Here is a 26,550-nt window from a genome sequence, read left to right on the forward strand (position 1 = left end):
AAAAAAAGCCGAATCTGTTTTTAGCAGTTCGGCTTTTTTATGGATTACCTTGTCACTCGATGACGAGCATTAGTTCGCTTTATATTCTGCTTCCGCTTGTTCAAAACGCTCTTGCGCTTCTGCACTTGGTGCTTTAGTGATTAAACTCACCACAACAATCGCGATAGTCGCAAAGATAAAGCCTGGAATAATTTCATACAATGCAAACCATTTGTATTGCATCCAAACTAATACCGTAATAGCGCCCACTAACATTCCCGCCAGTGCCCCTGTACGTGTCATGCGTTTCCAAAGAACAGATATCAACACGACTGGGCCAAATGCAGCACCAAAGCCTGCCCATGCATTACTGACTAACCCTAACACTTTGTTATTTGGGTCACGAGCGATATAAATAGCAATGGCAGCCACGAGCAGTACCATAAAGCGCCCAACCCAAACTAACTCTTTTTGGCTCGCTGTTTTACGAATAAATGGCTTGTAGAGGTCTTCGGTCAATGCGCTCGCACACACTAACAATTGGCAACTTAAGGTACTCATTACCGCAGCTAAAATTGCAGAAAGCAATATACCGGCTATCCATGGGTTAAATAATATCGCCGCTAATTCCATGAAAATACGCTCATTATTTTGTGTCACAGCGCCCGCCACACTCGGGTTCATTTCGAAATAGCCGATCCCAAAGAAGCCTACTGCAATCGTACCGCCTAAACACAGAACCATCCACGTCATACTAATACGTCTTGCTGAATGGATTGTTTTGTGTGAATCTGCCGCCATAAAACGCGCTAAAATATGCGGTTGCCCAAAATAACCTAGCCCCCAGCCCAATAAAGAGAGTATCGCAATAAAGTTCATGCCCTTGAACATATCAAGGTATTCAGGGTTTTTCGCTTTAATCACTTCGATTGAGGTATCTACGCCGCCCATTGATAAAATAACGACAATGGGTGTCAGTATCAGTGCAAAAATCATTAACGAAGCCTGAACAGTATCTGTCCAACTTACCGCTAAAAAGCCCCCTAAGAAGGTATAGGCAATCGTTGCTAACGCCCCTAACCACATGGCTTTTTCATAACTAATATGGAAAGTACTTTCGAATAATAAACCACCCGCAACAACACCCGATGCACAATAAATGGTGAAGAAAACCAAGATAACAATGGCAGAAATAATCCGTAAAATTTTACTATTGTCTTCAAAGCGACTGGTAAAATAGTCGGGTAACGTCAAAGCATTATTATTTTTTTCTGTTTGCAAACGTAGGCGGCCAGCTACAAATAACCAGTTAAAATAGGCTCCTAAGGTTAACCCTATTGCAATCCAGCTTTCAGAGATCCCAGCAATAAAAATGGCTCCTGGCAGCCCCATTAATAACCAGCCACTCATATCTGATGCACCCGCAGATAATGCGGTCACCACGCTGCCTAAACTTCGTCCTCCGAGAATATAATCATCAAAGTTTTTTGTTGAGCGATAGGCCAAATAGCCAATTAATAACATGCCAGTAATGTATACGATGAACGTGACGATCATCGGAGTGCTTACAGTCATTTATATTCTCCATTGAGTAGCTTATTAATTTAGTTATCTTTATATGAATTACTGTTGATAACTTGTAACTTCGTGGTGTTGCACTTTATTGCACATCGTTAATTTATCTTCGTGCACACCAAATAGATTGTGATTGTTCGCGTTGCACTAATTTAACATCTTAGTGACCCCATCCTAGTCAGACTCATATTAAATTAACAAGAAATTAACTATTTTTTATTCAATAAATAGAATCCATATCACAAATGTTAAAATTTTAAGTCAAATTACCAAATGATCGTTTAATTATTCCCTTAATAACAGAATGGTTATAACCATATGAAAAATATATAAAATTAATAACCATTGATTTTATGAATTAGAATCCCCCTCAAAAAGTTCGACATGTTTCACATTTCCCTCAGAAACCTTGATTAACAATGTTGCACAAAGTTGCAACATTAAGATAATGTTGTGTAACTTTTCGATTATGACGACCTGTCAACTAGAGGAATTAAGATGAGTAGCACGACAACTATGGGTGTGAGACTTGATGAAGCAACTCGTGAACGCATTAAAAATGCCGCTCAACGTCTAGACCGCACATCGCATTGGCTTATCAAACAAGCTATTTATAATTACCTAGAACAACTCGACAATAACCAAATCATTCCTGAGTTATCCGTCGGTACCGATGCAAAAGAAAACCAAGCTGGGGAAGAGGACACCACGGTCGAGTCTAACCACCAGCCTTTCTTAGATTTTGCAGAGCACATTTTACCACAATCTGTAAAACGCTCTTCGATTACTTCTGCATATCGCATACCAGAAACCCAAGCAGTACCGATGTTACTGCAACAGGCGCAACTCCCCGCAGATCAAGCAGAAGCGGCACATAAACTGGCCTACTCCATTGCAGAAAAATTACGTAACCAAAAAAATGGCGTGGGGCGTTCTGGTCTAGTACAAGGACTGTTGCAAGAGTTTTCACTTTCGTCCCAAGAAGGTGTGGCACTGATGTGTTTAGCAGAAGCCTTATTGCGTATCCCTGATAAGGCCACTCGTGATGCCTTAATTCGTGACAAAATCAGTAACGGAAATTGGCAATCCCACCTTGGGCAAAGTAGCTCGATGTTCGTCAATGCCGCAACGTGGGGCTTATTATTTACAGGTAAATTAGTTTCAACACATAATGAAGCCAAATTATCGACCTCCCTAAACCGTATTATCAGTAAAAGCGGCGAACCTCTGGTGCGTAAAGGCGTGGACATGGCAATGCGCCTAATGGGTGAGCAATTTGTGACAGGCGAAACCATTTCCCAAGCCTTAGCAAATGCACGTAAGCTAGAAGATAAAGGGTTCCGCTACTCTTATGACATGTTGGGGGAAGCCGCATTAACAGAAAAAGATGCCCAAGATTATATGGTGTCTTACCAGCAAGCTATTCATGCTATTGGTAAAGCCTCAAATGGCCGCGGAATTTATGAAGGCCCCGGCATTTCGATTAAATTATCCGCACTACACCCTCGCTACAGCCGCGCACAATATTCCCGAGTCATGGATGAGCTATATCCACGTTTACTCTCTCTCGTTTTGCAAGCTCACCAATACGATGTTGGTATAAATATTGACGCAGAAGAAGCTGACCGATTAGAAATCTCTTTAGATTTACTCGAAAAACTGTGTTTCGAACCACAACTTGCAGGCTGGAATGGGATTGGTTTTGTTATCCAAGCCTACCAAAAACGCTGCCCATTTGTGATTGACTCAATTATCAATTTAGCAGAACGTAGCCAGCGTCGTTTAATGATCCGCCTGGTTAAAGGTGCGTATTGGGACAGCGAAATTAAACGTGCACAAATTGATGGCTTAGAGGGGTACCCAGTCTATACCCGTAAGGTATATACCGACGTTTCATACATTGCTTGCGCTCGCAAATTACTGTCTGTACCAAACTTAATTTACCCTCAATTTGCAACGCATAACGCACATACACTCTCTGCTATCTACCAAATTGCAGGTAAAAATTACTACCCTGGCCAGTATGAGTTCCAATGCTTGCATGGGATGGGCGAACCTTTATATGAACAAGTGGTCGGGAAAGTCGCGGATGGTAAACTTAATCGCCCATGCCGTATCTATGCCCCTGTTGGTACCCATGAAACGTTATTAGCCTATTTAGTTCGTCGTTTATTAGAAAATGGGGCGAATACTTCCTTTGTTAACCGTATCGCAGATGCCACTATTCCGTTAGATGAATTAGTTGCTGATCCGGTAAAAGATGTTCTTGAGCTGTCTAAAGCAGAAGGCCAAATTGGTTTACCGCATCCGAAGATCCCTCTACCCCGTGATTTGTATGGTAATGAGCGTGTTAACTCTATGGGCCTCGACTTGTCGAATGAGCACCGTTTAGCCTCTTTATCGAGTGCGCTACTCAGTGCGGCTATCCAACCGAAATTGGCTGAGCCTTTATTAGGAGGGGAGTTCTCCACGAAAGATCAGCTGCCAGAAGCTCAAGCCATACTAAACCCTGCATGCCATAAAGATATTGTGGGTCATGTACGTGAAACAACAGAACAAGAAGCCGACCATGCACTAAATATCGCCAATGATGCAGGCACAATTTGGTTTGCAACGCCGCCATCAGAGCGTGCTGCGATTTTATTACGCGCAGCTGATCTTATGGAGCAACAGCTGCAACCATTGCTTGATGTATTAGTGCGTGAAGCAGGTAAAACCTACGCCAATGCGATTGCTGAAGTGCGTGAAGCGGTAGATTTCTTGAATTATTATGCTACGCAAGTCAAACATGACTTTGATAATAATACCCATCGCCCATTAGGCCCAGTGGTGTGCATCAGCCCATGGAACTTCCCTCTTGCCATTTTCTCTGGGCAAATTGCAGCTGCCTTAGCGGCAGGAAATACAGTGTTAGCAAAACCGGCTGAACAAACGCCGCTCGTCGGTGCTATCGCAGTTTCTATTCTTCACCAAGCAGGGATACCGCGTGATGTCTTGCAATTTTTACCGGGTAAAGGGGAAACTATCGGTGCCCAATTAGTGGGCGATAAACGCGTTCGTGGTGTCATGTTTACTGGTTCAACGGAAGTCGCAGGTTTATTACAACGTAATATTGCTGGCCGTTTAGATGCTCAAGGCCGCCCTACCCCGTTAATCGCAGAAACTGGCGGATTAAACGCCATGATCGTCGATTCTTCCGCATTAACTGAGCAAGTTGTTACCGATGTGGTTGCTTCTGCATTTGATAGTGCGGGCCAACGCTGCTCTGCATTACGCATTCTTTGTGTTCAACACGATGTTGCTGATAGAACGATTCGCATGTTGAAAGGCGCGATGGAAGAATGCCGTATGGGCAACCCAGAGCACCTATCCACAGATATTGGTCCAGTGATTGACCGAGAAGCAAAAGATAATATTGATCAACACATTCAACAGATGCGCAGTAAAGGCAAAACCATTTTCCAAGCTGCATTTGACAATAACGATGATGCGAAAGAGCAACAAGAAGGAACTTATGTTAAGCCAACCTTAATTGAGTTGGACAACATCAGCGAGCTGAAAAAAGAGATTTTTGGCCCTGTTCTTCATGTTGTACGTTTCAAACGTGATGAGCTAGATACATTGGTTGACCAAATCAATGCAGCGGGTTATGGCCTAACGTTAGGGGTTCATACCCGTATTGATGAAACTATCAATCAAGTCGTCAGCAAAGCAAAAGTCGGTAACTTATATGTTAACCGCAACATGGTTGGCGCGGTGGTTGGCGTGCAACCATTTGGTGGTGAAGGATTATCGGGTACAGGACCAAAAGCGGGTGGGCCGTTATACCTCTACCGTTTATTAAGTGAACGACCAGAAAATGCGGTGACAAATACACTTGCACGCCAAGATGAACACTTACCGATGGATGCCAGTGCACGAGTCGAGTTACTTGCACCTTTTGATGCCTTTATTGCATGGGCTGAAAAACAGCAAGCACCCATTACACAATCAGTGATCGAGCAATTTACGCGTTATACCCAAGCAGGTACGACTCGACTTTTACCAGGCCCTACTGGTGAGAAAAACACCTATACATTACGCCCTCGTGGGTTAATTTTATGTATTAGTGACAATGAAAAAGACTGCTTGATCCAGCTTGCAGGGGTTCTAGCTGCGGGTTGCCAATCACTTTGGCCTGATAGCGATACTCATCAGAAATTATTTAAACAGCTTCCAGAGAAAGTTCGCAAAACCATCTCTATCACCAAACAATGGCAAGAATCTAAAGAGCCCATTGAAGGGGTGATTTATCATGGGGATAGCGATCAATTAAAAGCAGTTTGTGCAATTATCGCGGAGCGTAAAGGGCCAATTATCTCTGTCCAAGGCTTTGAGCGTGGTGAGACCAACTTGTTGATAGAACGCCTTGTTCACGAACGTTCATTGAGTGTCAATACCGCAGCTGCGGGTGGTAACGCAAGCTTGATGACCATCGGTTAACATGTTGTAAGGCCTGATTTCATTAATCATTGAAGTCAGGCCTTTTTGTATTTCTCTTCAATGATTTTTCAATCGTTAATCTTCGCTTTTTTATTACGTTTTAATTTTTATTTTGAACCGCTAAAAACGCAAAAGGTGCCCAGAGGACACCAATTTATTAATCAATAGATATTAGGTAACTAGAAGGTTAGCTACTTACTCTATTCTTATTATTGCATTTTTTCTGATTCCCAGAATAAATATTGTTCATATTTACGTAATGCAATATTGTAATTACTAAATGCTGAGTCTGTCATTTTTTCGCTTAATTGTTCTTGAACTTTACTTGCAGTAAATTCTTTCATTGAAAAATTAGAGGAAGATAACAACTCATCTAAACGGCGTAAGCGAACTACATACTCACGAACGGTACTGTGGCTCATCTCAGTCTGTAAGAATAAATACTGTTTAAATGACATAATATCAAAATAATCAGTATTACTATTGCAGTAAATCTCACTACAAAAACGACAAAGTGCAGTAAATTTACCTTGCAGCTCCCCCCAAGTACCTTCATCAACCAATTCAGTCATATCAGCGATAGCTTCTTTATTTAAGATGTCATCGTTGAAAACCAAAGAGATACGATCAAGAGTTTTGTGGCAATGTGCACAATGAGTTTGGCTGTGTTTAAAATCTTTGATGTAACGACTCAGAGGCCGTTTCTTTACAATAGAAGCAGACATAATGGTAAAGCCCTGTGTGTAAGTCTAAAAATAAAATTGTAACAAGGGAAACCGAGTTACATACTTGTTATGCCCATAGCATTAATAGAATGTTTGCTACGTTGCATTTAAATACGGGTAAACCCGTATATCATTTCCTTACTTTCCCTTTAGGAGAATAATCCTCCTGAGAATGTAGTGTAAGAAAAGTTATTGCCCTTTACGAAAAATATTCTACCCCGTCTATCGCTCTTTGGCGAATTTCTAAGGCGAGACAATTTTGGTACGAATTTGATTTAGCGTCAACCTAATTAACTTAAATTTCGTTAACTCTATACACATACCGTTAACGAAAAACATCAAGGGAACTATCCACTAGATTGGCTTAAGGGCAAAGACTTTACCTGATTATTCCATCTTCGTACAAAGAAAATTTGATTTAAAAATCAATCTTATAGCTATTCAAAGATTTAATTAGCAAAATTGTGAAGGAGCTCACCTTTTTCATCTATTATTGCATCTTAAATGTGCAGATATTAATGCTTCCAATATCTCATAGTTTAGTGTTTTTTTATTTATGTAAACTTTTTATTACATTTTGTGTGCTTTTTTAAACATTAATCTCTATATACAAAAAAGTTATAAATCCAACTAAAAGTGTTATATGTGTTTTAATTAATTTTATTTCGCTCCATGTCACATTCTTTATCTTAGTTATTTTTAATAGCGAAATAACTTTACAGTATTCATCTATTTCAAATTAACACTAACATTTGCCTCTTCAGCATTACCTTAGGTAAGGCAACATTACACCCATATTGAATACTTCGATCATAATAGTGATTAATGCTGTGATTTTTAATGAATTACCCATATTTAATAAAAAATTAAACTACACACAATTCATATTGCGATATTATTCACTAATGTAGTTGTTTTTATAATTAATAATTAAGATATTATTTTAGGATTAGTTACATGTGATATTAAAAACTTCTCTTATATACTTCATTTGCTATATAAATAAATAATTTTAATAAGGTTGATTATGAAAAAGTTAATTTTGGCTTGTGGTATGGGTTTACTGGCACTGACAATCACTGCTTGTTCAGAAGAAGAGAAAAAAGGTGAAGTTGCTGGTGCAACTGAAACTTGTAACGCTTACTTTGCTGAAGTTGATAGCTTAATTGCTAAAGCTTCAGAAAACCCACAAGCAAAAGCTCAGTTAGATGCTATGAAAGGTCAACTGGAAGAAGGTAAAAAACAAGTTGCCGCATTACCTAAAGATCAGCAAGATAAAGCTTGCCAACAAGGTATTGATGCAATGAAACAAATGAAAACTGCTTTAGGTCTGTAATTCTTTAAATTATTTCAGATTACTGCAATTTTCCAAAAAAGAGCCCATTTGTGGCTCTTTTTTATACAAAAAGACATATAAACATACAATTAAAGACTCATTCGCCATACCCATAGGTTTTTGCAAGCTCATATCTCCTCTAGCTTATAGAATTATAAAACACAAAAATCTGAGGATTATATAATGAGCTTATATGTCAACATAGTTGTAAAAAAAACCTTTTCACTCAGTGATTTAATAAAGAAATGCAGTAAATTTCACCACTTGATCAGAAACATTAAAAATACCAATATCCCATGTATTAAACTCAATTTTAATCATAAGCATATTGAGTTAGACAAGCATAACCTACTCAATAACCTTAAAGAGAGTATTTCAGCGAGAACCAACTATGAAACTTTTGAAGTGGGAGAAAAAACGCTTCAAATATCCAGTAGAATCAATAGTGTAATTGATGAAATTCAGGCTATATATCTGGCCACCTCAAAAAAAAACCAAGCGGTTATAGACTCAAAAGATAAACTAACGCTTTTTAACAATATACAAAGCGATTGTGGGCTTCAAGAGTCAGATATCCAAATAGATGCAGCACAACCCTTTCTTAAGCAACTTCTTCAAAATGATCAAAAAGTCAAAGAAGCAATTCAGTATTTAAAGTTGAATACAAAAAACATGGACTTAAATAAAATAAATGCAGATAGCAAAGCGACAACAAAATATGTTATCGAGGTGCTTAATGATGCTGTCTGCAAGAACTTTTACCCTAATATTGATTTTGGCAAAATTAGAGAAAGCGCAGCAAAAAATACACGTAGTATATTAGAAAAGAAACATTGCCAAAGAATTGATTCCTACATCTTAAGAACAGAAGGAACAGCGGTATAATGCAAAAAGGAGAACCTTCCTTAGTTCTCCTTTTGATTAATTTATCAATTCGTTATAGCCACGTACCAAATCGCTTGATATAAAACTGTTTCATCAATTGTGCCACAACGCAGTAGCTCACTAATGTCAGTGCTAACCAAGGAAAATACTCAATCGGTAATGGTTGTAATCCAATCATAGTTCCAAATGATGAGAACGGAATATATAAGCCTAATGCCATAATTAATCCCGTAGTTAACATTACAGGTAATGCTGCTGTGCTTTGAATAAATGGAATTTTTTGTGTTCTTAGCATATGAACAACCAAGGTTTGTGATAATAACCCTTCAACAAACCAGCCTGACTGGAACAATGCTTCATGTGCCACACTATTTGCTTGGAATACATACCACATCAAAGCAAATGTGGTGATATCAAAGATGGAAGATGTCGGCCCAATCCAAAGCATAAAGCGACCAATATTTTTCGCATCCCACTTACGAGGACGTTTTAAAAACTCTTTATCCATTTTGTCCCAAGGTAATGCCAATTGGGAAATATCGTACAGCAGATTTTGTACAAGCAAATGAATTGCTAACATTGGTAGGAACGGAATAAATGCACTAGCAATTAATACGGAGAATACATTCCCGAAGTTAGAGCTCGCTGTCATATTCAGGTATTTGATAATATTACCAAACGTTTCCCTTCCTTTAATAACACCCTGCTCTAATACCATTAAATCTTTTTCAAGTAAGATGATATCCGCTGATTCCTTCGCAATATCGGTTCCAGTATCTACTGAAATTCCCACATCTGCATCACGAAGGGCTGGCGCATCATTAATTCCATCACCTAAAAAGCCAACAGTATGCCCATTTGCCTGTAACCTTTTCAAAATACGGGATTTTTGCAATGGCGTCAGTTTACAAAAAACAGAAACTTGCTCGACTTTTTGGCTCAATTCTTCATCAGACAACGCTTCAACTTCTAAGCCAGTCATGATCTCACTGATGTTCAGCCCAACATCATGGCAAATTTTCTCTGTAATAATCGCATTATCGCCAGTCAATACTTTGACGGTAACACCATTTTCACGCAGTGCCGCGATTGCAGAAATCGCACTTTCTTTGGCTGGATCTAAGAAAGTTAAAATCCCTTGTAGCTCAAGTTGTTGTTCCGCTTGAGCTGAGAGTGGCAAGCGAGCTTCATGTTCATTTAATGCTCGCGTTGCTAGCAGTAATACCCGAAATCCTTGTCGGTTGTAATCACTCACTAACTCTGTTATTCGGGCTCTCGCATGCTCGTCTAGAACCAGCGACTCACCGTTTTGCTGATAGCTTTGGCAAACAGCAAGCATTTCCTCTGCAGCACCTTTACAGATAAGTAACGCATTTCCCTCAGGCGTCCTTACTGTCACAGACAATTTACGGCGAATAAAATCGAACGGTAACTCATCAATTTTTTGAAACGCTTTTAGTTGCTCAACCTCACTATTCCCCCGTCCTCGGCGAATAATGGCCTGATCCATCATATTTTTCGCACCACTTTGGTGGAAACTATTTAGCCAAGCAAGTTGCAGAATTTTGCCATTTTTCTCACCATTACTATCAAGATAATGCTCTAAAATGATCCTATCTTGCGTCAATGTTCCCGTTTTATCCGTACAAAGCACATCCATTGCGCCAAAGTTTTGGATAGCATTCAGCCTTTTGACAATCACTTTGTGTTTCGACATCGCAATTGCCCCTTTCGCCAAGTTTGAACTGACTATCATTGGGAGCATTTCAGGGGTTAACCCTACAGCAACAGCTAAAGAAAATAGCGTTGCTTCAAACCAATCACCTTTTGTAAATCCATTGATTAATAAGACAATTGGAACCATAACCAACATAAAACGGATCAATAACCAGCTAACACTATTCACACCTCTGTCAAACGCGGTTTGTGCCCGACTGCCAACGATTGATTTTGCTAGCGAGCCTAAATAGGTTTTCCCACCCGTTGCCACCACGATACCCCGAGCCGTTCCGCTAGTAACGTTGGTTCCCATTAAGCAAATATTTGATATTTCGAGTAATTCATTTTCGGTAGGTGATGCGGGATCCAAGCTTTTCGCGGAAACATCCCCGAGAGTGTCATATTTTTCCACAGGGATAGATTCACCAGTTAAAATCGCTTGGCTAATAAATAAGTCTCTCGATTCAACTAGTTTCAAATCTGCTGGTACCATATCCCCCGCGGATAAAAGAACGATATCCCCAGGAACTAGGCATTTGATTGGAACTTCTTTACGAGTTGAACGCCCTGTTTTATTGTCCCGGCGAAATACCGTTGCAGTAGTTCTAACCAAAGATTTGAGGGCTTCAGCAGCTTTATTAGTACGATACTCCTGCCAAAAACGCAGTAAACCACTTAGCAGAACCATAGTAACAATAATAATAACACCTGTTAAATCAGTCTCTTCCCCTTGGCGTTCTGGGATCAGATAGTCCGTGAAAAAGCTGACTAACGCCAACACCATCAGAACAAAAATAAATGGGTTTTTAAATGATGAGAGTAGTTGCTTCCAAGCAGGAGGCGCTTTTTCATGAGCAACTTCATTTTCACCTTCAGTCACTAAGCGGTCCATCGCTTCATTGTCTGCTAGGCCTAATAAATTGGTTTGATACTCATTTAGCACTTGCTCAATATTTTTACTCGCTTGCTCGCCAACAACAAATTTTTGCCGAGCGGGAGCTTTAACGCTTTTGCGTTGGTGTCTTATTTCAGTCATAACGTTGTCTCTAATACAACACTTGTATATTTCTTACGCTATCCAACTGAAAATAAGGCTATTATATCAATTGGATAGCTCCAAATTTCGACTCCATGACGGAGGGTGATCGTCCATTTCGGCTCCTATAGTGAGTTAATTTTCTGCATTCAGGCTGGAAGCTCTGATGCTACTTTCCAATTGATAGCACTTACGCTTTGCTCAAGACTGATTCTGCAAACTAGTGCTTCAATCTCTTTTTGCTCAGCGGGTGTTGCCAAAAATTCCGCGCAAACCTCAAGTTGTTCAGTTTTTAATGTGTCAGCACTACTTAACGATTGCAGCCGAATATGTAGCCCATTGATGGCTTGTAAAATAAGGGTTCTAACTAAAATTTCGTCTTCTTGGTGGCACATAACGCGGATTTTATAACGTTGTTCAACATCCAGAGCTTGAACTTGAGGCTGCTTATTGATGCGAGACGCAGCTTCTCGTAATAAAATATTTGCACATAAAATCAATAAGGTAGCCATCAGCGCGAGTGAGTACTGCCCTAACCCACACAACACACCAATCCCAGCGGAACACCATAATGTTGCTGCTGTATTCAGGCCACGAATGTTCATGCCTTCACGCATAATGACACCAGCCCCCAGAAAACCAATACCTGAAACCACTTGTGCCGCAATGCGTCCGGGGCTGTCAGGTGATGTTGTGACTGAGCTTAAAATAAAAACAGCGGCGCCCGTTGCAACTAATGCATTTGTTCTCAGCCCAGCCATACGCTGACGCCATTGACGTTCAGCACCAATCAAGGCACCAAGGCACATTGCCGAAACAAGATTTAAAATATCAGGAGTAAAAAGCATAATGATTCCTCCAAAAAATAATTTGGATAGCGTTTTATATGCTTAATAAAAAGCACATAGCCCTATTTTGAATCAATAAAGATCCAAGAGTTATTGGCTATTGCCTGGAGGAAATAGAGAGTAAAAATATACAAACATGATACACACTCGATACAACAGTAATAAGCTATTAATTAAATATAGAATAATACTTTGTTTATAAAATAAGGGTGTATGTGTGATGGGGTACATCAGACACCGCCCGCCTTAGTGGCAAGCAGTGAAAAGAAAAGACGATTACTGGCTTGCCGTTAAATTAAGTTTTTATTCCAACTCTGACTGTCCAAGTAATAATCTCCTAAATAATTGATGGATGGAGTATAGGTGGGCTAATTTACGAAGTAAAGAACAAATTTTTAATAAACTTGAAATTAATTAAAAAATTATTATTTAATTAATGTAACAAACGTACCTTCGTTCCCTTCTTTTTCATTAAAAAACCAAATACCCTCAGGGTAATCAGGTAATGCGATTAAATACATCACACCTTCATTAAACGGTTCAATAAGTAAAATTGTTCCTTCTCTTCGCTCTTGCCCATCTGTTTTCACATAAACACGATCATTAATATTCATAACATCTATTTTCCAAAAAAATAATATTAATCGTAAATGTAGCGCATACGAAAAAGCCCGTCATTAAAAATGACGGGCTTTAGAAAATCAGTTAAGCAATTAGCTTAGATAGCAGTTACGTTAGCAGCTGCTGGGCCTTTTGCACCGTTTTCAATGGAGAATTCAACTTGCTGGCCTTCTGCCAGAGTTTTGAAACCATTGCCCTGAATGGCAGAGAAGTGGACGAAAACGTCTTTGCTACCATCAGCTGGAGTGATGAAACCGAAGCCTTTAGACTCGTTGAACCACTTAACTTGACCTTTCATTTTGTCGGACATTTGACTTTTCCTATATAACATCAAAAAAACTTGCCTTTTTGGCATATACGGGCCAGAGTCAACTATTTAATCAGGGAAACACCAAGATGAAGCGTCACGGTCAAAGGCTATCTGTGATAACTTTCTTCTTTAGAACACACTAACTCAGTAATCATACATCAAATAGGACTGCTAAACAGGCCGAAGCACATTAACTCATGACTTAAAGATAATAGCAACTATTTTATACATCCAATTCATAAAAAAATGTGGTTTTTTCGACTCCGTCACTTTTATCAGCCATAATGTTAACAAAAGCACTGCATTTAGTTGATAATTTAAAGGAAAATTTAATCTCAGGGAACAACAAAACCCGTTATTGTCAGTCAGAATTATCTGATCTGATGACAATCTGTATTAATATTTTTTTTAACTGATATATAACAATCTCGATACCTCGTGGTACTCTGCTAGTATAGATTCAATATCTGACAGAGAGTTATCACATGGATATTATCAAACAAATACTTGTCGAAGATTTAGATACCATCAACAAACGCGAAAACCGTGATGGAAAACCGTATTTCAACAGCCAGTTCCTCGCAAACCACCCTTATTTATGTGTTGGTATGATTGCAGCTTATATTCCGCTGGCTGTTATTCTTTGGTATGCGCCCTATTTTGGCCCTTATTGGACACTGGGTATTACCCTGTTATTCATTATTTTAGCGAGCGTATTACTTTTTGATATTAAGCCTGTCTATCATTTTGAAGATATTGGCGTGTTGGATTTGCGTGTTTGTTATAATGGTGAGTGGTTCGTTACTGAACCTGTTTCTGAAAATGCAATTCGTAAAGTCCTTGATTCAAATGAAGTCAACCAAGCAATTAAACAAGAAATCACTCGCCTAATTGCATTAAAAGGTATGATTTCGTTTTACGATATTTATCATGTCGCTTACCCCGAAGTTTCTACACCATTGCAAGGTAAATTGGCAGCTCAAAATTAATGCAATATCAATTGGCTAGCGTGAAATTCAGCCATAATGAACAGTGAGTGAACAGTTAGCATTTTTTTCTATTTTTATCGTTGACAGCTCGAGGTGATATCGTTAATATTCGCCTCGTTCTCAGGAACAAGCAATTCCTCCATAGTTCAGTCGGTAGAACGGCGGACTGTTAATCCGTATGTCGCTGGTTCAAGTCCAGCTGGAGGAGCCAAATTTAAAAAGCCCGCTTAATGCGGGCTTTTTGCTATTTAGCATTTACTGCCTCCATCATTACTACTTACCCCTAGGTCATCTCAAGATTATTTATCTTCCCCATTCGCTTGAAATCAGAGGTTTAGGAACAGATAGCCATCGATTTGTTTATTTAACACCCACTTGACCACTTTTTTTATTTTTATGCTTTACAACAGGAAACAGGATGGGTAATATGCGCCTCGTTCTCAGGAACAATGCAATTCCTCCATAGTTCAGTCGGTAGAACGGCGGACTGTTAATCCGTATGTCGCTGGTTCAAGTCCAGCTGGAGGAGCCAAATTTAAAAAGCCCGCTTAATGCGGGCTTTTTGCTATCTAACGTTTGTTACTCGTTATTCTTTCTCGAGAAAAAATTGCTTCATCGTTTGGCGTAGCCATTAGTGTGCAGGGTCTCTATCTAAGCGTGGATGCCATGCTTGCACTATAAATAGTGACTCCAATTCAATCGGTAATTCAATTCCAACCAGTGGTAAATTAATGCTTTTCACGCCCTGCAATACATGGCGAGGCAACGGTAGGATATAATCAGACTTCATCGTTAGCATCATCAATCGGCCCTAAAGTACGTCCCCTTCGTGATACACTAATGTGCGGATAATGCGTTATCCTTTCTGGTATCACTTTCTACAATAAACATTAAGCTGCTGCTTAGCGCCATCTTACACAAAGTTTCTAATAATCCACCGCCTAATTCCCCAATAAAGACATCATTCGTTCGAATAACAAACGTTCTTTCAAGAGGTTCAGGATGAAACGATTCATCAGGTTCAATATTTTGAAGGCCAAAAATCACCAACACTGTTAACTTTTTCCTCTTCGATTCTCCTTCAAATGATTGTTACTACCCAATTTTGAGCAAACTTCCCTCAGTTCGCACAGATAACAGGCAAACAAACATTTTTTCGATATTCTCCTTTGACAATCCCTTTAGAGGAAGCTAATATCCTCTGCGTACCAAGGAGTTCCTCCATAGTTCAGTCGGTAGAACGGCGGACTGTTAATCCGTATGTCGCTGGTTCAAGTCCAGCTGGAGGAGCCAATATTTAGAGAAGCCTGCTTAAAGAAATTTAAGCAGGCTTTTTGCTTTCTATTATTTATCTTTTTTCTCAAAAAGCATTTAATCATCGATTCCCATAGCTATTTTTTCCCTTTCGCTTTATCATTCTTTCCCGGCCTGAGCGCTCGCTCATCACTCACCTTCCCTTATGGAGCCGGTTTAATGACTACTGTAACTACCCTAACGATCCGCCGCCCTGATGATTGGCATGTTCATTTTCGCGATGATGATATGTTAAGAACGGTCGTTCCCTACACCAGTGAGTTTTTTGGCCGCGCGATTGTGATGCCAAATTTAGTTCCGCCCGTCACAACCGTTGAGACCGCTAAAGCGTACCGTGAGCGCATTATCCAAGCAGTTCCACAAGGTCAGCAATTTACCCCACTTATGACCTGCTACCTGACGGATGGAACAGACCCTGTTGAGCTTATCCGTGGCTTTCAAGAAGGCGTCTTTACCGCGTGTAAATTATACCCAGCCAATGCAACAACTAATTCAAGTCATGGGGTTTCTGATATCAAGAAAATATACCCTGTGCTGGCCGCAATGGAAAAAGCAGGTATGCCGCTGTTAATTCATGGTGAAGTCACTGCTAACCATATTGATATTTTTGACCGTGAAGCACTATTTATTGAACAAATAATGCAACCGTTACGCGCTCAGTTCCCGAACTTAAAAGTGGTATTCGAACACATCACAACAAAAGAAGCCGCACAATATGTTCTGGAGGCCAATGAATTTACCGCAGCGACACTAACACCTCAGCACCTGATGTTTAACCGTAATCATATGTTGGTGGGTGGCGTAAGACCGCACCTATTCTGTTTGCCAATCTTAAAGCGTAACATTCACCAAGAAGCTCTTCGTTCTGCTGTTGCATCGGGTTGTGACCGTTTCTTTTTAGGAACTGATACTGCTCCGCATGTGCAGTCACGCAAAGAATCCTCTTGCGGATGTGCTGGGGTATTTAATGCTCCAACAGCACTGGCCGCTTATGCAACCGTATTTGAGGAATTAGATGCTTTAGCGCACTTTGAAGCATTTTGCTCATTGAATGGTCCTAAATTCTATAATTTACCTGTCAATGAAGGCTATATCACCTTAACTAAAGAACAAAATATCACTTGCGAGTCCATCGATTGTTGTAATGATAAGTTAATCCCGTTCTTAGCCGGTGAAGATTCTCGCTGGTCAATTGCTATCGCAAAATAGGCGCTAAAAACCTATTTTAATCTTTATAAGGGAAGCTTTTTTTGCTTCCCTTTGCTATTTTTCCAAATTTACTCACTTCATTTATGCATTTATTGTCATTTAGGTAAAAAAATATTTTATTTACTTCCTTATTAAGGAAATCTCCTTATACTGAAAGTGGATTCATTCCAAGAACTTTGCTCTTAGTCAGTTATAGATATTTATTATTTATCACGCTGTTTGATTAGGAGGTTTTATGAATAGAAAAGATGATGTCATTCAAACTCACCCAGTAGTTGGCTGGGACATCAGCACCGTAGAAGCCTATGATGCTATGATGTTGCGTCTGCACTACCTCCCCGAACAAGATAAAAACTCAGGCGATGCTGTCGTGGACAAAACCATGTGGCTTACTACTGATGTCGCAAAACAATTGATTGATATTCTTCAAGCTGGCGTGGATAAGATAGAGTCAGGGGAATACATCGAATTTAATTTTAAAACACACTAAACGTTTAAATGGATATTTGAGTTTTCAATATCCATTCCTTAAATTTATTGTTCACCAACGAAGTAGTTATATTATATATAACTACTTTTTTATTTTTATAGTTTTGGTCAAGTTTAATTTTAATTAACGATTTCATTCTTTATTTTTATTACTCCTCAGTTGACTTTTCTAGCTATTCCCCTTTATTGTAATACTTTTTCGAACAAGGACGTTCCCAATGAAGATATTAGTTATTGATGAGTGTTATTATACAAGGCTTGGTATTACTGAATATTTATCAAAGAATAAAAATTTAAACTTTATTAGTACAGGCTGCTTAGATGATGCTATTAAATCTATAAATAAAAATTCACCAAATATTGTTCTTGTTAATTTAACCTATTATTGCCACTACTCAAATTATTGCCCAACCTTACGAGGGCTGTTAAATTTATCAAGTAATATTCGATTTTATATCTATATCAACGCCCCTTACCCACAAACAGACAATCCATTGTTATTAAAAGATAATTTCTTTATTTTATCTAAAAATATTATCATAAAAACATTGGATAGAGTAATTAATGACTATGCGCAAATAGAAAAAATAACAAAGTTAGCCAATAATACAGAAACATCTATATTTACCGTAAAAGAACAAAAGATAATTAATAACTGGATGAATGAAATACCAAATCATATTATTTCTAAGAAACTGGGGATCAGTAATAGTACGGTTTATTCACAAAAGCGCCATATCGCAAGTAAAGTTTTCGTTAAAAACAGAATCGAGCTATTTTTTATTTATAATGTATTTAAGTATTTATATTAAGCAAAAGCCCTGGCAAGGGCTTTTACTATTTAAACATTAGGTTGAATTAATTATCGCTATTTAATAAGCCATCAGATAAACGATGGCGGGATTTATTAAATATTTTGTTGCTCACTTCACGGCCTGCACGACGTGCGCGTTGTTCATGCTCTGGCAGTTTCATTTCTTCATTACAAGCAGCACTACAGCAACCTTCGTACTTTTCAGCACAGGTTGGGCATTGAATGAATAATAAATGGCAACCATCATTGCGGCAGTTCGTGTGTGAGTCACAAGGCGCACCACATTGGTGGCAGTGAGCTAACATATCGTCAGTGATACGCTCACCCATACGGTTATCAAAAACAAAGTTTTTCCCTTTAAAACGCAAAGGCAAACCCTGCTCTTTCGCTTTGCGCGCGTACTCGATAATGCCGCCTTCCACGTGGTAGACGTTTTTAAAGCCGTTGTGCAGCATGTAAGCACTCGCTTTTTCACAGCGAATGCCGCCTGTGCAATACATCACGACGTTTTTATCTTTTTGTTCTTGCAGCATTTCCACTGCCATCGGGAGCTGTTCTCTAAAGGTGTCCGATGGGACTTCTACCGCGTTTTCAAAGTGACCAACTTCGTATTCATAGTGGTTGCGCATGTCAACAAACACTGTATTTGGGTCATCAATCATTGCATTGACTTCATGCGCCTTAAGATATTGCCCTGTATTCGCTGGGTTAAATGTCTCATCATCGATGCCATCAGCAACCACGCGATCGCGCACTTTCATACGCAGAACCCAGAACGATTTTCCATCATCATCAATAGCAATATTTAAGCGCAAATCATTTAATGCAGGATCTGTGCGATAAATCAGTTCGCGTAATGCATCAACATTGGATGCAGGCACGCTGATCTGCGCATTAATGCCCTCTTTGGCAATATAAACACGGCCAAATACGCTTAACGCTTTGAATTGTTGATACCATTCATTACGAAAAGCAGCTGGGTCTTGAATATTAAAATACTTATAGAAAGAAATAGTGGTACGCGGCTCAGTTTCAGCCAACATGCGTTCTTTGAGTATTTTATTTGAAACTTGGTTATGTAACACTGGCATGGTGTTCTCAATTCCTATGTAACTAGATAATATTTAAGCAGTTAACCCAATGATATCCAACTGCATCGTCATTAGGTTATTCTCTTATATTATCGCTGTTATTGTGTTAATAAAAAACCCTTTATTTTGAGTGGTTTTGTTATTGAAATATGATTAAAACGTTTAGGACACTCTATTCTTATTTTACAGACTGCATTTTAGTCACATTTGATTATTCACGACTTAAGTTCATTATGTTATAACATTACCAACCTAACACCTTTGAAATAGTATAAATGATGCGATTACTCCCTCTCTTTTTGATTATGTTATCTCTTGTCGCGCCACAGGTAGCGGCTCATCCTCACAGTTTTATTGAGATGAAAATGACGCTTGAAACCAAACAGGATAACTATTCAGGGATAAACTATGTTTGGAAGATGGACCCGATGACCTCTGCGGATATTTTGTATGAACTTAAAGGGGTAAAAGCAGATGACCCACGCTGGAAACAACAAGAAGCCATTGTGATGGCAAATGTATTAATGCAGGATTATTTCACTGATTTCTATTATCAAGGGAAAAAAGTCAGTTTTAAGCGGATACCTGATAGCTACCATCTTGAAAAAGACGGTTTTTCGTTAGTGTTTTACTTCACTGCGTTATTTATGCAGCCACTACCTATTAAAGACTCTCATGTGACTCTACAAACCTACGACCCTTCCTTTTATGTCAGTATGACCTACCAAAACTCGCAGCAAATTACGCTACCTTTAGAGCTTGCCGCCACCTGTAAATTGACGTTAGAAGAAGCCAATATTACAGACTCCATGCGCGCTTATGCGTTTTCATTGGACAAAAGTGATACACCAGATGAAGACTTAGCACTTGGTAAGCAATTTGCACAGCGGGTGGATATTCAATGCCCTTAATTTCGCTACGTAATTCAAAATGCCTCGCTGCGGTCATCTTATTGTTGCTTATCGCTTATTGCGCCTTGCAGGTTTACACCCATTGGGGTTCATGGCTACATCAGAGTATTGTTTGGCAAAAACAGTTAAACCAGGGGCTATCTTACCTACTCCAAGAAACAGCGACTCGGCCATTTTATGCGGGGGGATTATTGGTCGTTGCCAGCTTCGCTTATGGTTTTTTACACGCCCTTGGACCAGGTCACGGTAAATTAATTATCACCACTTATATCGCCACACAGGCCACTCACTTAAAACAAAGTGTGTTCATCAGCTTACTGGCATCTTTATTACAAGGTTTAGTGGCAATTTTGCTGGTTTCTTTTGTACTAATTTTATTCCAGCTCTCCACCAAACACCTAAACCAAGCCAGTGCTTATGCAGAGCAAATCAGCTACGTTTTTGTGATCCTGCTGGGCGCATTTCTTTGTGTTAGTGCGGTACGTCGTCTTTGGCAAATCAGCAAACCCAAAAAGCCAGCCGCTTTAACGTTACGGAGCATTCAGCCACTCAATCAATCAAAAGCAAAAATTATTTATAACACGGCGCAAACTGAGTCCGCTAGCTGTGCTTGTGGCCATCAACATGTTGTTAAATCTGACCAACTTCAAGCAGGGTTCAAAAGTAAATTACTCATTATCCTTTCGATGGGGATCCGCCCATGCTCAGGCGCAATTTTGGTACTGTTATTTTCCTATGTGATTGATGCGTATATTTGGGGAATTATTGCGGCGTTGATGATGGCAGTCGGCACAGCACTCACTATCTGCTTAATTGCTGTGTTCGTTCATCTTATGCGTGACAGTGCACTGCGTGTTTCACGTCTAAAAGGCGTTCAACTGTCACCATATTGGGGAATTTCGCTTAAGATTATTGCTGGGGTGCTATTTGTGCTGATGGGCGTGTTGTTGTACCAAAGCGGTGCGATGGAACAAGCAACTTCACCATTATTGCATTAAAAAAGGGAGGGCTCCCCCTCCCTGGCACTTGCCGAAGTCACAGTGCAAGAAACACACTGTTGATGCGCAATGTCAACTGCTTAAAACAAAGTTGCTGACCTGCAACGCTATGCAGAACCTCGCAAGGTAGCAACTTTTTACTACTACGTTAAAACCTAGCTAGCTGATTAACTCAATTTTCGCAGGTAAACCTTGGCGAACAGAAGCACCCGATACCCAATCAAGCCAAGTATTCGCCACTTCACGTGTTGGGTCAGCAAACCCGAGGTCGTTTAAGTTAATACCTGAACCATTTGCCGCGTTCATTGGCATTGGTTGGCCGTCTAAATAGTGCTGTTTCGCGCCCATTTCAGTGTGACCATAACCATGCTCAATCGCTAGCACTCCTGGCATCACGCCATCTAATACACTTACTTGAGCTTCTGCATTTCCACCCGGTGTGGTGATGCGGATCCAATCACCGTGTTTTACACCCATTTTCGCAGCATCATCAGGGTGAATAGCCACAAGGTTGGTTGGTTTAACATGGCGTAAGCGTTCAATCACGGTCGTTGAGCTGCTCATTACATGGGATTTAAATGACATCAGTTTCAGTGGCCACTCTTTTTCTGGGAACACTTTATTGACGTCATCACCGTTCGCCATACGTGGTGGGTAGTAGGTTGGACAACCACTGTAGCGTTCACCGGTGATCGCATGGCGGTTAATCGCAACGGTTGGGTTCCAAATCTGTAACCCTTTTTTCCACTGTGGCCCTGTTGCATCACCATCCCACGCTTTTTCATATGGCGCAAAGCGGCCACCGCGTGTGAAGATGTAAGCTACACGGCGCACTTCTTCAGGTTTCAATGTGCGAGTGATCGCAGGTAAAATACGTTCAACGCCACTGATTTGGATGTCTTCCGTTGCAGCTTCCGGTACGGGTTTTTCCCCTAACCAAGCCATATTAGCTGCCACACGCAGGTAGTAATCTTCCGCAGTATTGAGTGAATGCATGTTGCCATCCATATCCTCAATCACGTTGTCACCAAAGCCCGGTAATTTCAGCTCTTTTGCTACTGCAATACAGAAGCTTTCCATTGAAACTGGCTGGCCATCCGCCGTTTTCGCTGTACGAGACTCAACAATTGGCCAACGCGCCGTACTGGCTTTGACTTGAACACCTGACCACGGCGCACTGAACCCCCAACTTTCAAAGTTATGAGTATCTGGCACAATGTAATCCGCCAGCGCAGTGGTTTCATTCATAAAGGCATCGATACCAATAATTAATGGAAGATGTTTTGGGTCTTTCAGCTTTTCTTCCATCACTTGGCGAATACCCGCAATACCATATACTGGGTTCGTCATATTGGTGACCCACGCTTTTAGGGCATATGGATAACCCATCAATGCGGACGCCAATTGCTCGGTTAATTGCCCTTTGGCAAACGGGTACCAAGGCGCTTTTGCTGGGTACGGTTTTTCACCTGCTGCTAGTCTCGCTTTAAATTCATCTGATTTTTCATAGACTTCATTACTGCGAGATAATACAACGCCTTTCGGTTTCACTTTGCCTTTGTAGCTCGCCATATTGTAACGTGGGCCATCGTTCTCCCCGTTAAATTTACCGCCGCCAACAGACACACCGCCTTTCAAGTTTAAGTTACCAATCAATGCATTAAGCATTATGACTGACCATGCTGTGTAGAAGCCGTTGCCCCCCATCATACCGCCATGGGAAATGACCGCCGCTTTTCTATCGTAAGATGTTAAGGCTTTGCCCAGTGATGCAATGGTTTTCACTGGTACATGGCAGCGTTCGCTATATTCTTCAAGCGTCATGCGATTTGCTGCTTCTTTTAGGCATTGGAAGCTCGATTTCACCGTAACTTCACTGCCATCGTGTAATGTCACTTGGCGGGTGACAAAAAGCTCCGCCGCAGGGACTTCGTCTGCTAGTTTCAATTCGCCAGAGGCATCTTGAACTAAGTACGCTTTTTCATCATCCCCTTCCCCTGTGAGATAAGAGGAGATTAATAATTTGCCAGCTAATGGATGCGAGTCATCTGTAATGACCAAATGGGTTGAGTTAGTCCAGCTTTTCTCTCCCATGCCTTCCATTGATTTTTCACTTGGCACACTGAGGTATTTTGCATTATAGCGCTCGTTTTCAATGATCCAGCGGATCATCCCCATCACTAACGCCGCATCAGTACCCGGTTGTACAGGCACCCAGTGACCGTGGTCATTGGCTAATGTTGTCGTCAGAGGCAATGCAGGTGAAACAACCACATAATTAAAGGAATCACGTAAACGCGCTGTCGCTAACTGGCGGCCTTGGCGTTTAAATGGGTTCCCTGATTGTGCAGGAGACGTCCCGAGGAATAAGGCAAAACGCACATTATCCCAATCAGGTTTGACGTGGGCGTTTTTATCCAAGTCATCCATCAATGCCCCTGAACCTGCGCGGTAAGCGAGGCCACAGTAAGAGCCGTGTGCACCGAAATTTTTACTACCAAAGCCGTTTTGTGCAAAGCGACGAATAAAGCCATCACGGCCATCGTCCCCTGCGTTAGTCACTAACAGTTGGTTCGCTTTCGGGCCTAATTTAGGTTGTGATGGGTCTAATGGCGTTTCGAGGTCACGAATGGCTCTTAACCCATCCACATGGCCTTCACCAAATAAATCGCCGCCTTCAACCACTTCTTTAATCAGTTGTTCAAAGCTAATGCGTTCCCATTTACCTTCGCCGCGTTTACCGACACGTTTCATCGGCTCTAAAATACGCAGTGGGCTAGTTAAGCCTTCCATCAAAGTCGCACCACGAGCACACGCTGTTGAACGATGTTCTAAACCTGACTCACCGCTCATTTTGTTGAACGCAGTTTTTAGCGGCATACCATAAGGGAAATGCTCTTCGTGAGATAACGGGTGGTACGGATTCCCTGCGATACGCAGCACTTCATTCTTCGCTGTGTCGACACGGGCACGAATACCACACTGAGTCCAGCAACCAAAACATTGAGTCATCGCTACCACTTGTTCTGGGTTTTCCTGCCAGCCCTTCAGTGCTTGCCCTTCTGGGCGTAGTGAGTTGCCGTTAAGGCGGTCTAACGTGACTTTACCGGAGGTGCCATTAACCAGACCATCGACTGCACGTTTGGCAACATCACGGTAGCTCGCACCAAATAACGCAATACCACCGACAACCAAACCACCTTTAAGCCATTGACGTCTTGAGAATTTAGCCATGTTGCACTCTCCTCGCAAACCAGCGAACACCTTCACGAACAATAATTGTTAACGCAATCCATAGACCAAATGTGCCTACAATAGCCATCAGGCCGTCAGTCCCCAGTGGGAAGTGGTATGGATTCGCGATAATGTTATATTTTGGAACTGCTTGAACTTCCATCAGGAAAATCCAACGTAATGTCCAAGCAAAAGCCATCGAAACTAAGGCTAAAACAGTAATGTAAGGCACTGAACGGATAGCTTTTATGTTACTCACTGACATCGAAAATGTGATTAACCACAGAGCACAAACTCCCATCAGCATCCACCAACCTGCACTTGCCGTATCTAATTGTTGGCGCACCGCGATACCCGAAGTGGTATCCCCTGATAGCCACAGTGCGAAACACACCGCAAATAACAGCAGGGTAATCACTTGGAAACGCGCTAAACGGTTTTGGTATTGCGGCTCTTTACGTGCTCCCAAACCAATCAATGCAGGCAGAACTTGCAACGCACTTAGGAACATTAATACTGGCATCCACCAGCTATACCAGATTGGACGTGCGTTTAAGATTGATGCTTCACGGCCGGTGTACAGCAATAAGCCCATTGCAGATAATGCCGCTAGCAATGCCACCCAACGTGTTGCTTTGAACTCTTTTTTCCAGACCATTTTCACAATCAGGGCAACAAAATATAAACCAATAAACGTGGTGAATAATGGTAATAAAACGGAGCCCCACCACATCCAAGACCACAGTGTTGGATGTGCGTAGAAATGCCAAACCCGTGCCGTTTGGTGTAAATCTGCAGTTAACGCGAGTGGCGCAGTGATCCCCATGGTGATCGCAATGAACACTGCAATCATCTCTAATCGGCCATTTTCGCTTTTATTTTGCCAATGCAGGTAGCACGCGTACAGCACAGCACAAGAGGCAATTCCGATAAAGAAAAAGTATTGCACCGCCCACGGTAGCCAGAAAAACTCTTGTGGCTGAGCCATAATTTCAGAAATATATGTCACTTGACCGTCCATCAGAACACCTCCTGCCATAATGCGGGTTGCCCTTTACCTTGTAGCGGCTGCACAAATGCATCATCCAAACCGATATAGAAAACTTGTGGTAATGTGCCACTCTCTGGTTTGAGTACCTTGATTTCGGCTTCATGTTCAGTCAGCATTTTACGGATGGTGCTATTCGGGTCTTTTAAGTCACCAATAATACGCGCACCGCCTACGCAAGATTCGACGCATGCAGGTAATAAACCGACTTCTAAGCGATGTGCACAGAAGGTGCATTTATCCGCAGTTTGTGTGGAGTGGTTAATAAAACGGGCATCGTACGGGCAAGCTTGCACACAATAAGCGCAACCAACACAGCGTTCGTTATCTACCACGACAATGCCGTCCTCACGTTGGAAAGTGGCTTGAACAGGACATACAGGCACACACGGTGGCGAATCACAATGGTTACATAAGCGCGGTAGCAATACGTTAGTAAAGCCTTCCTCGCCTTTCACTGCGACTTGGTATTGGTTAACAGTCGTTCTAAACTGGCCTTGTGGTGTTTGGTTCTCAACCGAGCAACTCACCGTACAAGATTGACAACCAATACAACGGCGTAGGTCGATTAGCATCCCATAACGTTTTTCAGGATTGCCTTCATGACGTGTTGGAGATAGGTTTAGGCCAGCTTCCGAGATTGGAATTAACGACGCACCCGCCGTCACTGCCCCAATTTGTTGTAGAAATTTTCGTTTACTCAGATCCATAATTGGCTCCAGTATTGACATTGCTAATGCGAAAATAAAAGTTATTAATCAATATGTTATTTGTTTTACAAGCGTTATTGACAATCGGTTCAGTCCGGTTAAGATAACCGCAGAAATTCTTATTTCTCTTTAAAACTGGTGTGTTATCTTGGTAAAGCTTGTAGTGCCATTGTAGGAAGAGAGGAGCCAGCGCCCTATTGTGGTTTACCACATACCCGAAGCTAAAT

The 26,550-nt window shown here is 40.9% G+C and carries 21 protein-coding genes and 3 tRNA genes; 12 read left to right on the plus strand and 12 right to left on the minus strand.

All coding sequences use genetic code 11. The features are described from left to right. Window positions 1-69: 69 nt before the first annotated feature. Window positions 70-1,554 (minus strand): sodium/proline symporter PutP, encoded by a 1,485-nt coding sequence (gene putP / locus J6836_RS10560; protein ID WP_219249115.1) that lies wholly within the window; start codon window positions 1,552-1,554, stop codon window positions 70-72. Window positions 1,555-2,052: 498 nt separating this feature from the next. Here putP and putA point away from each other — a divergent pair, with 498 nt between their 5' ends. Next, on the plus strand, window positions 2,053-6,036 hold the full coding sequence (putA, locus tag J6836_RS10565) for a trifunctional transcriptional regulator/proline dehydrogenase/L-glutamate gamma-semialdehyde dehydrogenase (RefSeq protein ID WP_255586385.1): 3,984 nt from the start codon (window positions 2,053-2,055) through the stop codon (window positions 6,034-6,036). Between the two features lie 209 nt (window positions 6,037-6,245). Here the strand turns inward: putA and fliZ are convergent, their stop codons facing one another. Beyond that, window positions 6,246-6,761 (minus strand): flagella biosynthesis regulatory protein FliZ, encoded by a 516-nt coding sequence (gene fliZ / locus J6836_RS10570; RefSeq protein WP_219249117.1) that lies wholly within the window; start codon window positions 6,759-6,761, stop codon window positions 6,246-6,248. Window positions 6,762-7,788: 1,027 nt separating this feature from the next. Here fliZ and J6836_RS10575 point away from each other — a divergent pair. Further along, window positions 7,789-8,097 carry a DUF5339 domain-containing protein gene (locus J6836_RS10575; protein ID WP_102139566.1) on the plus strand — a complete coding sequence of 103 codons (309 nt, stop codon included), beginning with the start codon at window positions 7,789-7,791 and terminating at the stop codon, window positions 8,095-8,097. Window positions 8,098-8,280: 183 nt separating this feature from the next. After that, a complete protein-coding gene (locus J6836_RS10580) occupies window positions 8,281-8,982 on the plus strand; it encodes a hypothetical protein (RefSeq protein WP_219249119.1) in 702 nt (233 codons plus the stop codon). A 52-nt stretch (window positions 8,983-9,034) separates the two neighbouring features. Here the strand turns inward: J6836_RS10580 and mgtA are convergent, their stop codons facing one another. The 4 genes from mgtA to cspE form a co-directional block, all read right to left on the minus strand. Continuing rightward, entirely contained in the window at window positions 9,035-11,737 is a 2,703-nt protein-coding gene (mgtA, locus tag J6836_RS10585) for a magnesium-translocating P-type ATPase (RefSeq protein WP_219249121.1), read from the minus strand. Window positions 11,738-11,886: 149 nt separating this feature from the next. Beyond that, a complete protein-coding gene (locus J6836_RS10590) occupies window positions 11,887-12,585 on the minus strand; it encodes an MgtC family protein (protein WP_219249123.1) in 699 nt (232 codons plus the stop codon). Window positions 12,586-13,010: 425 nt separating this feature from the next. Further along, complete coding sequence (gene dsrB / locus J6836_RS10595; protein WP_219249126.1) at window positions 13,011-13,199, minus strand: protein DsrB; 189 nt, start codon at window positions 13,197-13,199, stop codon at window positions 13,011-13,013. 104 nt (window positions 13,200-13,303) lie between these two features. Next, window positions 13,304-13,516 (minus strand): transcription antiterminator/RNA stability regulator CspE, encoded by a 213-nt coding sequence (gene cspE, locus J6836_RS10600; RefSeq protein ID WP_219249128.1) that lies wholly within the window; start codon window positions 13,514-13,516, stop codon window positions 13,304-13,306. A gap of 485 nt (window positions 13,517-14,001) precedes the next feature. Here cspE and J6836_RS10605 point away from each other — a divergent pair, with 485 nt between their 5' ends. From J6836_RS10605 to J6836_RS10615, 3 genes are all read left to right on the plus strand, one after another. After that, on the plus strand, window positions 14,002-14,505 hold the full coding sequence (locus J6836_RS10605) for a YlaC family protein (protein WP_219249130.1): 504 nt from the start codon (window positions 14,002-14,004) through the stop codon (window positions 14,503-14,505). Between the two features lie 135 nt (window positions 14,506-14,640). Further along, a tRNA-Asn gene (locus J6836_RS10610) sits at window positions 14,641-14,716 on the plus strand. Between the two features lie 245 nt (window positions 14,717-14,961). Further along, window positions 14,962-15,037 (plus strand) — tRNA-Asn (locus J6836_RS10615). A 99-nt stretch (window positions 15,038-15,136) separates the two neighbouring features. Here J6836_RS10615 and J6836_RS22755 read toward each other — a convergent pair. Then, window positions 15,137-15,307 carry a hypothetical protein gene (locus J6836_RS22755; RefSeq protein ID WP_255586386.1) on the minus strand — a complete coding sequence of 57 codons (171 nt, stop codon included), beginning with the start codon at window positions 15,305-15,307 and terminating at the stop codon, window positions 15,137-15,139. Window positions 15,308-15,342: 35 nt separating this feature from the next. Further along, window positions 15,343-15,558, minus strand: coding sequence for a hypothetical protein (locus J6836_RS22760; protein WP_255586387.1), 216 nt, complete (start codon window positions 15,556-15,558; stop codon window positions 15,343-15,345). 164 nt (window positions 15,559-15,722) lie between these two features. Here J6836_RS22760 and J6836_RS10625 point away from each other — a divergent pair. The 4 genes from J6836_RS10625 (at window position 15,723) to J6836_RS10640 (ending at window position 18,329) form a co-directional block, all read left to right on the plus strand. After that, a tRNA-Asn gene (locus tag J6836_RS10625) sits at window positions 15,723-15,798 on the plus strand. A 180-nt stretch (window positions 15,799-15,978) separates the two neighbouring features. After that, window positions 15,979-17,028 (plus strand): dihydroorotase, encoded by a 1,050-nt coding sequence (gene pyrC / locus J6836_RS10630; RefSeq protein ID WP_219249132.1) that lies wholly within the window; start codon window positions 15,979-15,981, stop codon window positions 17,026-17,028. 235 nt (window positions 17,029-17,263) lie between these two features. Then, window positions 17,264-17,518: a biofilm formation regulator BssS gene (bssS, locus tag J6836_RS10635; protein WP_219249134.1), complete on the plus strand. Its 255-nt coding sequence runs from the start codon at window positions 17,264-17,266 to the stop codon at window positions 17,516-17,518. Window positions 17,519-17,735: 217 nt separating this feature from the next. Beyond that, window positions 17,736-18,329 carry a LuxR C-terminal-related transcriptional regulator gene (locus J6836_RS10640; RefSeq protein ID WP_219249137.1) on the plus strand — a complete coding sequence of 198 codons (594 nt, stop codon included), beginning with the start codon at window positions 17,736-17,738 and terminating at the stop codon, window positions 18,327-18,329. 46 nt (window positions 18,330-18,375) lie between these two features. Here J6836_RS10640 and trhO read toward each other — a convergent pair whose 3' ends face one another. Further along, window positions 18,376-19,422, minus strand: a complete 1,047-nt coding sequence (trhO, locus tag J6836_RS10645) for an oxygen-dependent tRNA uridine(34) hydroxylase TrhO (protein ID WP_219249139.1) — start codon at window positions 19,420-19,422, stop codon at window positions 18,376-18,378. 275 nt (window positions 19,423-19,697) lie between these two features. Here trhO and J6836_RS10650 point away from each other — a divergent pair, with 275 nt between their 5' ends. Then, window positions 19,698-20,333 (plus strand): DUF1007 family protein, encoded by a 636-nt coding sequence (locus tag J6836_RS10650; protein ID WP_255586388.1) that lies wholly within the window; start codon window positions 19,698-19,700, stop codon window positions 20,331-20,333. Further along, a complete protein-coding gene (locus tag J6836_RS10655) occupies window positions 20,324-21,331 on the plus strand; it encodes a nickel/cobalt transporter (RefSeq protein ID WP_219249141.1) in 1,008 nt (335 codons plus the stop codon). The genes J6836_RS10650 and J6836_RS10655 overlap by 10 nt, the downstream gene beginning before the upstream one ends. Window positions 21,332-21,490: 159 nt before the next feature. On the opposite strand, the gene ttrA is transcribed toward J6836_RS10655, so the two are convergent. From ttrA to ttrB, 3 genes are read right to left on the minus strand one after another with little or no spacing between them, the layout of a single operon-like run. After that, the gene (ttrA, locus tag J6836_RS10660; RefSeq protein ID WP_219249143.1) at window positions 21,491-24,565 is read right to left on the minus strand and encodes a tetrathionate reductase subunit TtrA; all 3,075 of its coding nucleotides are present in this window, start codon (window positions 24,563-24,565) and stop codon (window positions 21,491-21,493) included. Further along, window positions 24,558-25,604 carry a tetrathionate reductase subunit TtrC gene (gene ttrC, locus J6836_RS10665; RefSeq protein WP_219249145.1) on the minus strand — a complete coding sequence of 349 codons (1,047 nt, stop codon included), beginning with the start codon at window positions 25,602-25,604 and terminating at the stop codon, window positions 24,558-24,560. Before ttrC ends, ttrA begins: the two co-directional genes overlap by 8 nt. Further along, window positions 25,586-26,323: a tetrathionate reductase subunit TtrB gene (gene ttrB / locus J6836_RS10670; protein WP_219249147.1), complete on the minus strand. Its 738-nt coding sequence runs from the start codon at window positions 26,321-26,323 to the stop codon at window positions 25,586-25,588. The genes ttrC and ttrB overlap by 19 nt, the downstream gene beginning before the upstream one ends. Window positions 26,324-26,550 lie beyond the last annotated feature (227 nt).

Origin of the sequence: Providencia sp. R33 (assembly GCF_019343475.1) — a bacterium.
In the GTDB taxonomy this organism is placed as follows: domain Bacteria; phylum Pseudomonadota; class Gammaproteobacteria; order Enterobacterales; family Enterobacteriaceae; genus Providencia.

Coding starts and splice junctions, on each gene's coding strand:
- J6836_RS10575 (WP_102139566.1), top strand. CDS start 7,789: ATGAAAAAGTTAATTTTGGCTTGTGGTATGGGTTTACTGGCACTGACA.
- J6836_RS10605 (WP_219249130.1), top strand. CDS start 14,002: ATGGATATTATCAAACAAATACTTGTCGAAGATTTAGATACCATCAAC.
- pyrC (WP_219249132.1), top strand. CDS start 15,979: ATGACTACTGTAACTACCCTAACGATCCGCCGCCCTGATGATTGGCAT.
- J6836_RS10650 (WP_255586388.1), top strand. CDS start 19,698: ATGATGCGATTACTCCCTCTCTTTTTGATTATGTTATCTCTTGTCGCG.
- J6836_RS10640 (WP_219249137.1), top strand. CDS start 17,736: ATGAAGATATTAGTTATTGATGAGTGTTATTATACAAGGCTTGGTATT.
- J6836_RS10655 (WP_219249141.1), top strand. CDS start 20,324: ATGCCCTTAATTTCGCTACGTAATTCAAAATGCCTCGCTGCGGTCATC.
- trhO (WP_219249139.1), bottom strand. CDS start 19,422: ATGCCAGTGTTACATAACCAAGTTTCAAATAAAATACTCAAAGAACGC.
- ttrB (WP_219249147.1), bottom strand. CDS start 26,323: ATGGATCTGAGTAAACGAAAATTTCTACAACAAATTGGGGCAGTGACG.
- ttrC (WP_219249145.1), bottom strand. CDS start 25,604: ATGGCAGGAGGTGTTCTGATGGACGGTCAAGTGACATATATTTCTGAA.
- bssS (WP_219249134.1), top strand. CDS start 17,264: ATGAATAGAAAAGATGATGTCATTCAAACTCACCCAGTAGTTGGCTGG.
- J6836_RS22755 (WP_255586386.1), bottom strand. CDS start 15,307: ATGATGCTAACGATGAAGTCTGATTATATCCTACCGTTGCCTCGCCAT.
- J6836_RS10580 (WP_219249119.1), top strand. CDS start 8,281: ATGAGCTTATATGTCAACATAGTTGTAAAAAAAACCTTTTCACTCAGT.
- dsrB (WP_219249126.1), bottom strand. CDS start 13,199: ATGAATATTAATGATCGTGTTTATGTGAAAACAGATGGGCAAGAGCGA.
- ttrA (WP_219249143.1), bottom strand. CDS start 24,565: ATGGCTAAATTCTCAAGACGTCAATGGCTTAAAGGTGGTTTGGTTGTC.
- fliZ (WP_219249117.1), bottom strand. CDS start 6,761: ATGTCTGCTTCTATTGTAAAGAAACGGCCTCTGAGTCGTTACATCAAA.
- putP (WP_219249115.1), bottom strand. CDS start 1,554: ATGACTGTAAGCACTCCGATGATCGTCACGTTCATCGTATACATTACT.
- J6836_RS10590 (WP_219249123.1), bottom strand. CDS start 12,585: ATGCTTTTTACTCCTGATATTTTAAATCTTGTTTCGGCAATGTGCCTT.
- cspE (WP_219249128.1), bottom strand. CDS start 13,516: ATGTCCGACAAAATGAAAGGTCAAGTTAAGTGGTTCAACGAGTCTAAA.
- putA (WP_255586385.1), top strand. CDS start 2,053: ATGAGTAGCACGACAACTATGGGTGTGAGACTTGATGAAGCAACTCGT.
- mgtA (WP_219249121.1), bottom strand. CDS start 11,737: ATGACTGAAATAAGACACCAACGCAAAAGCGTTAAAGCTCCCGCTCGG.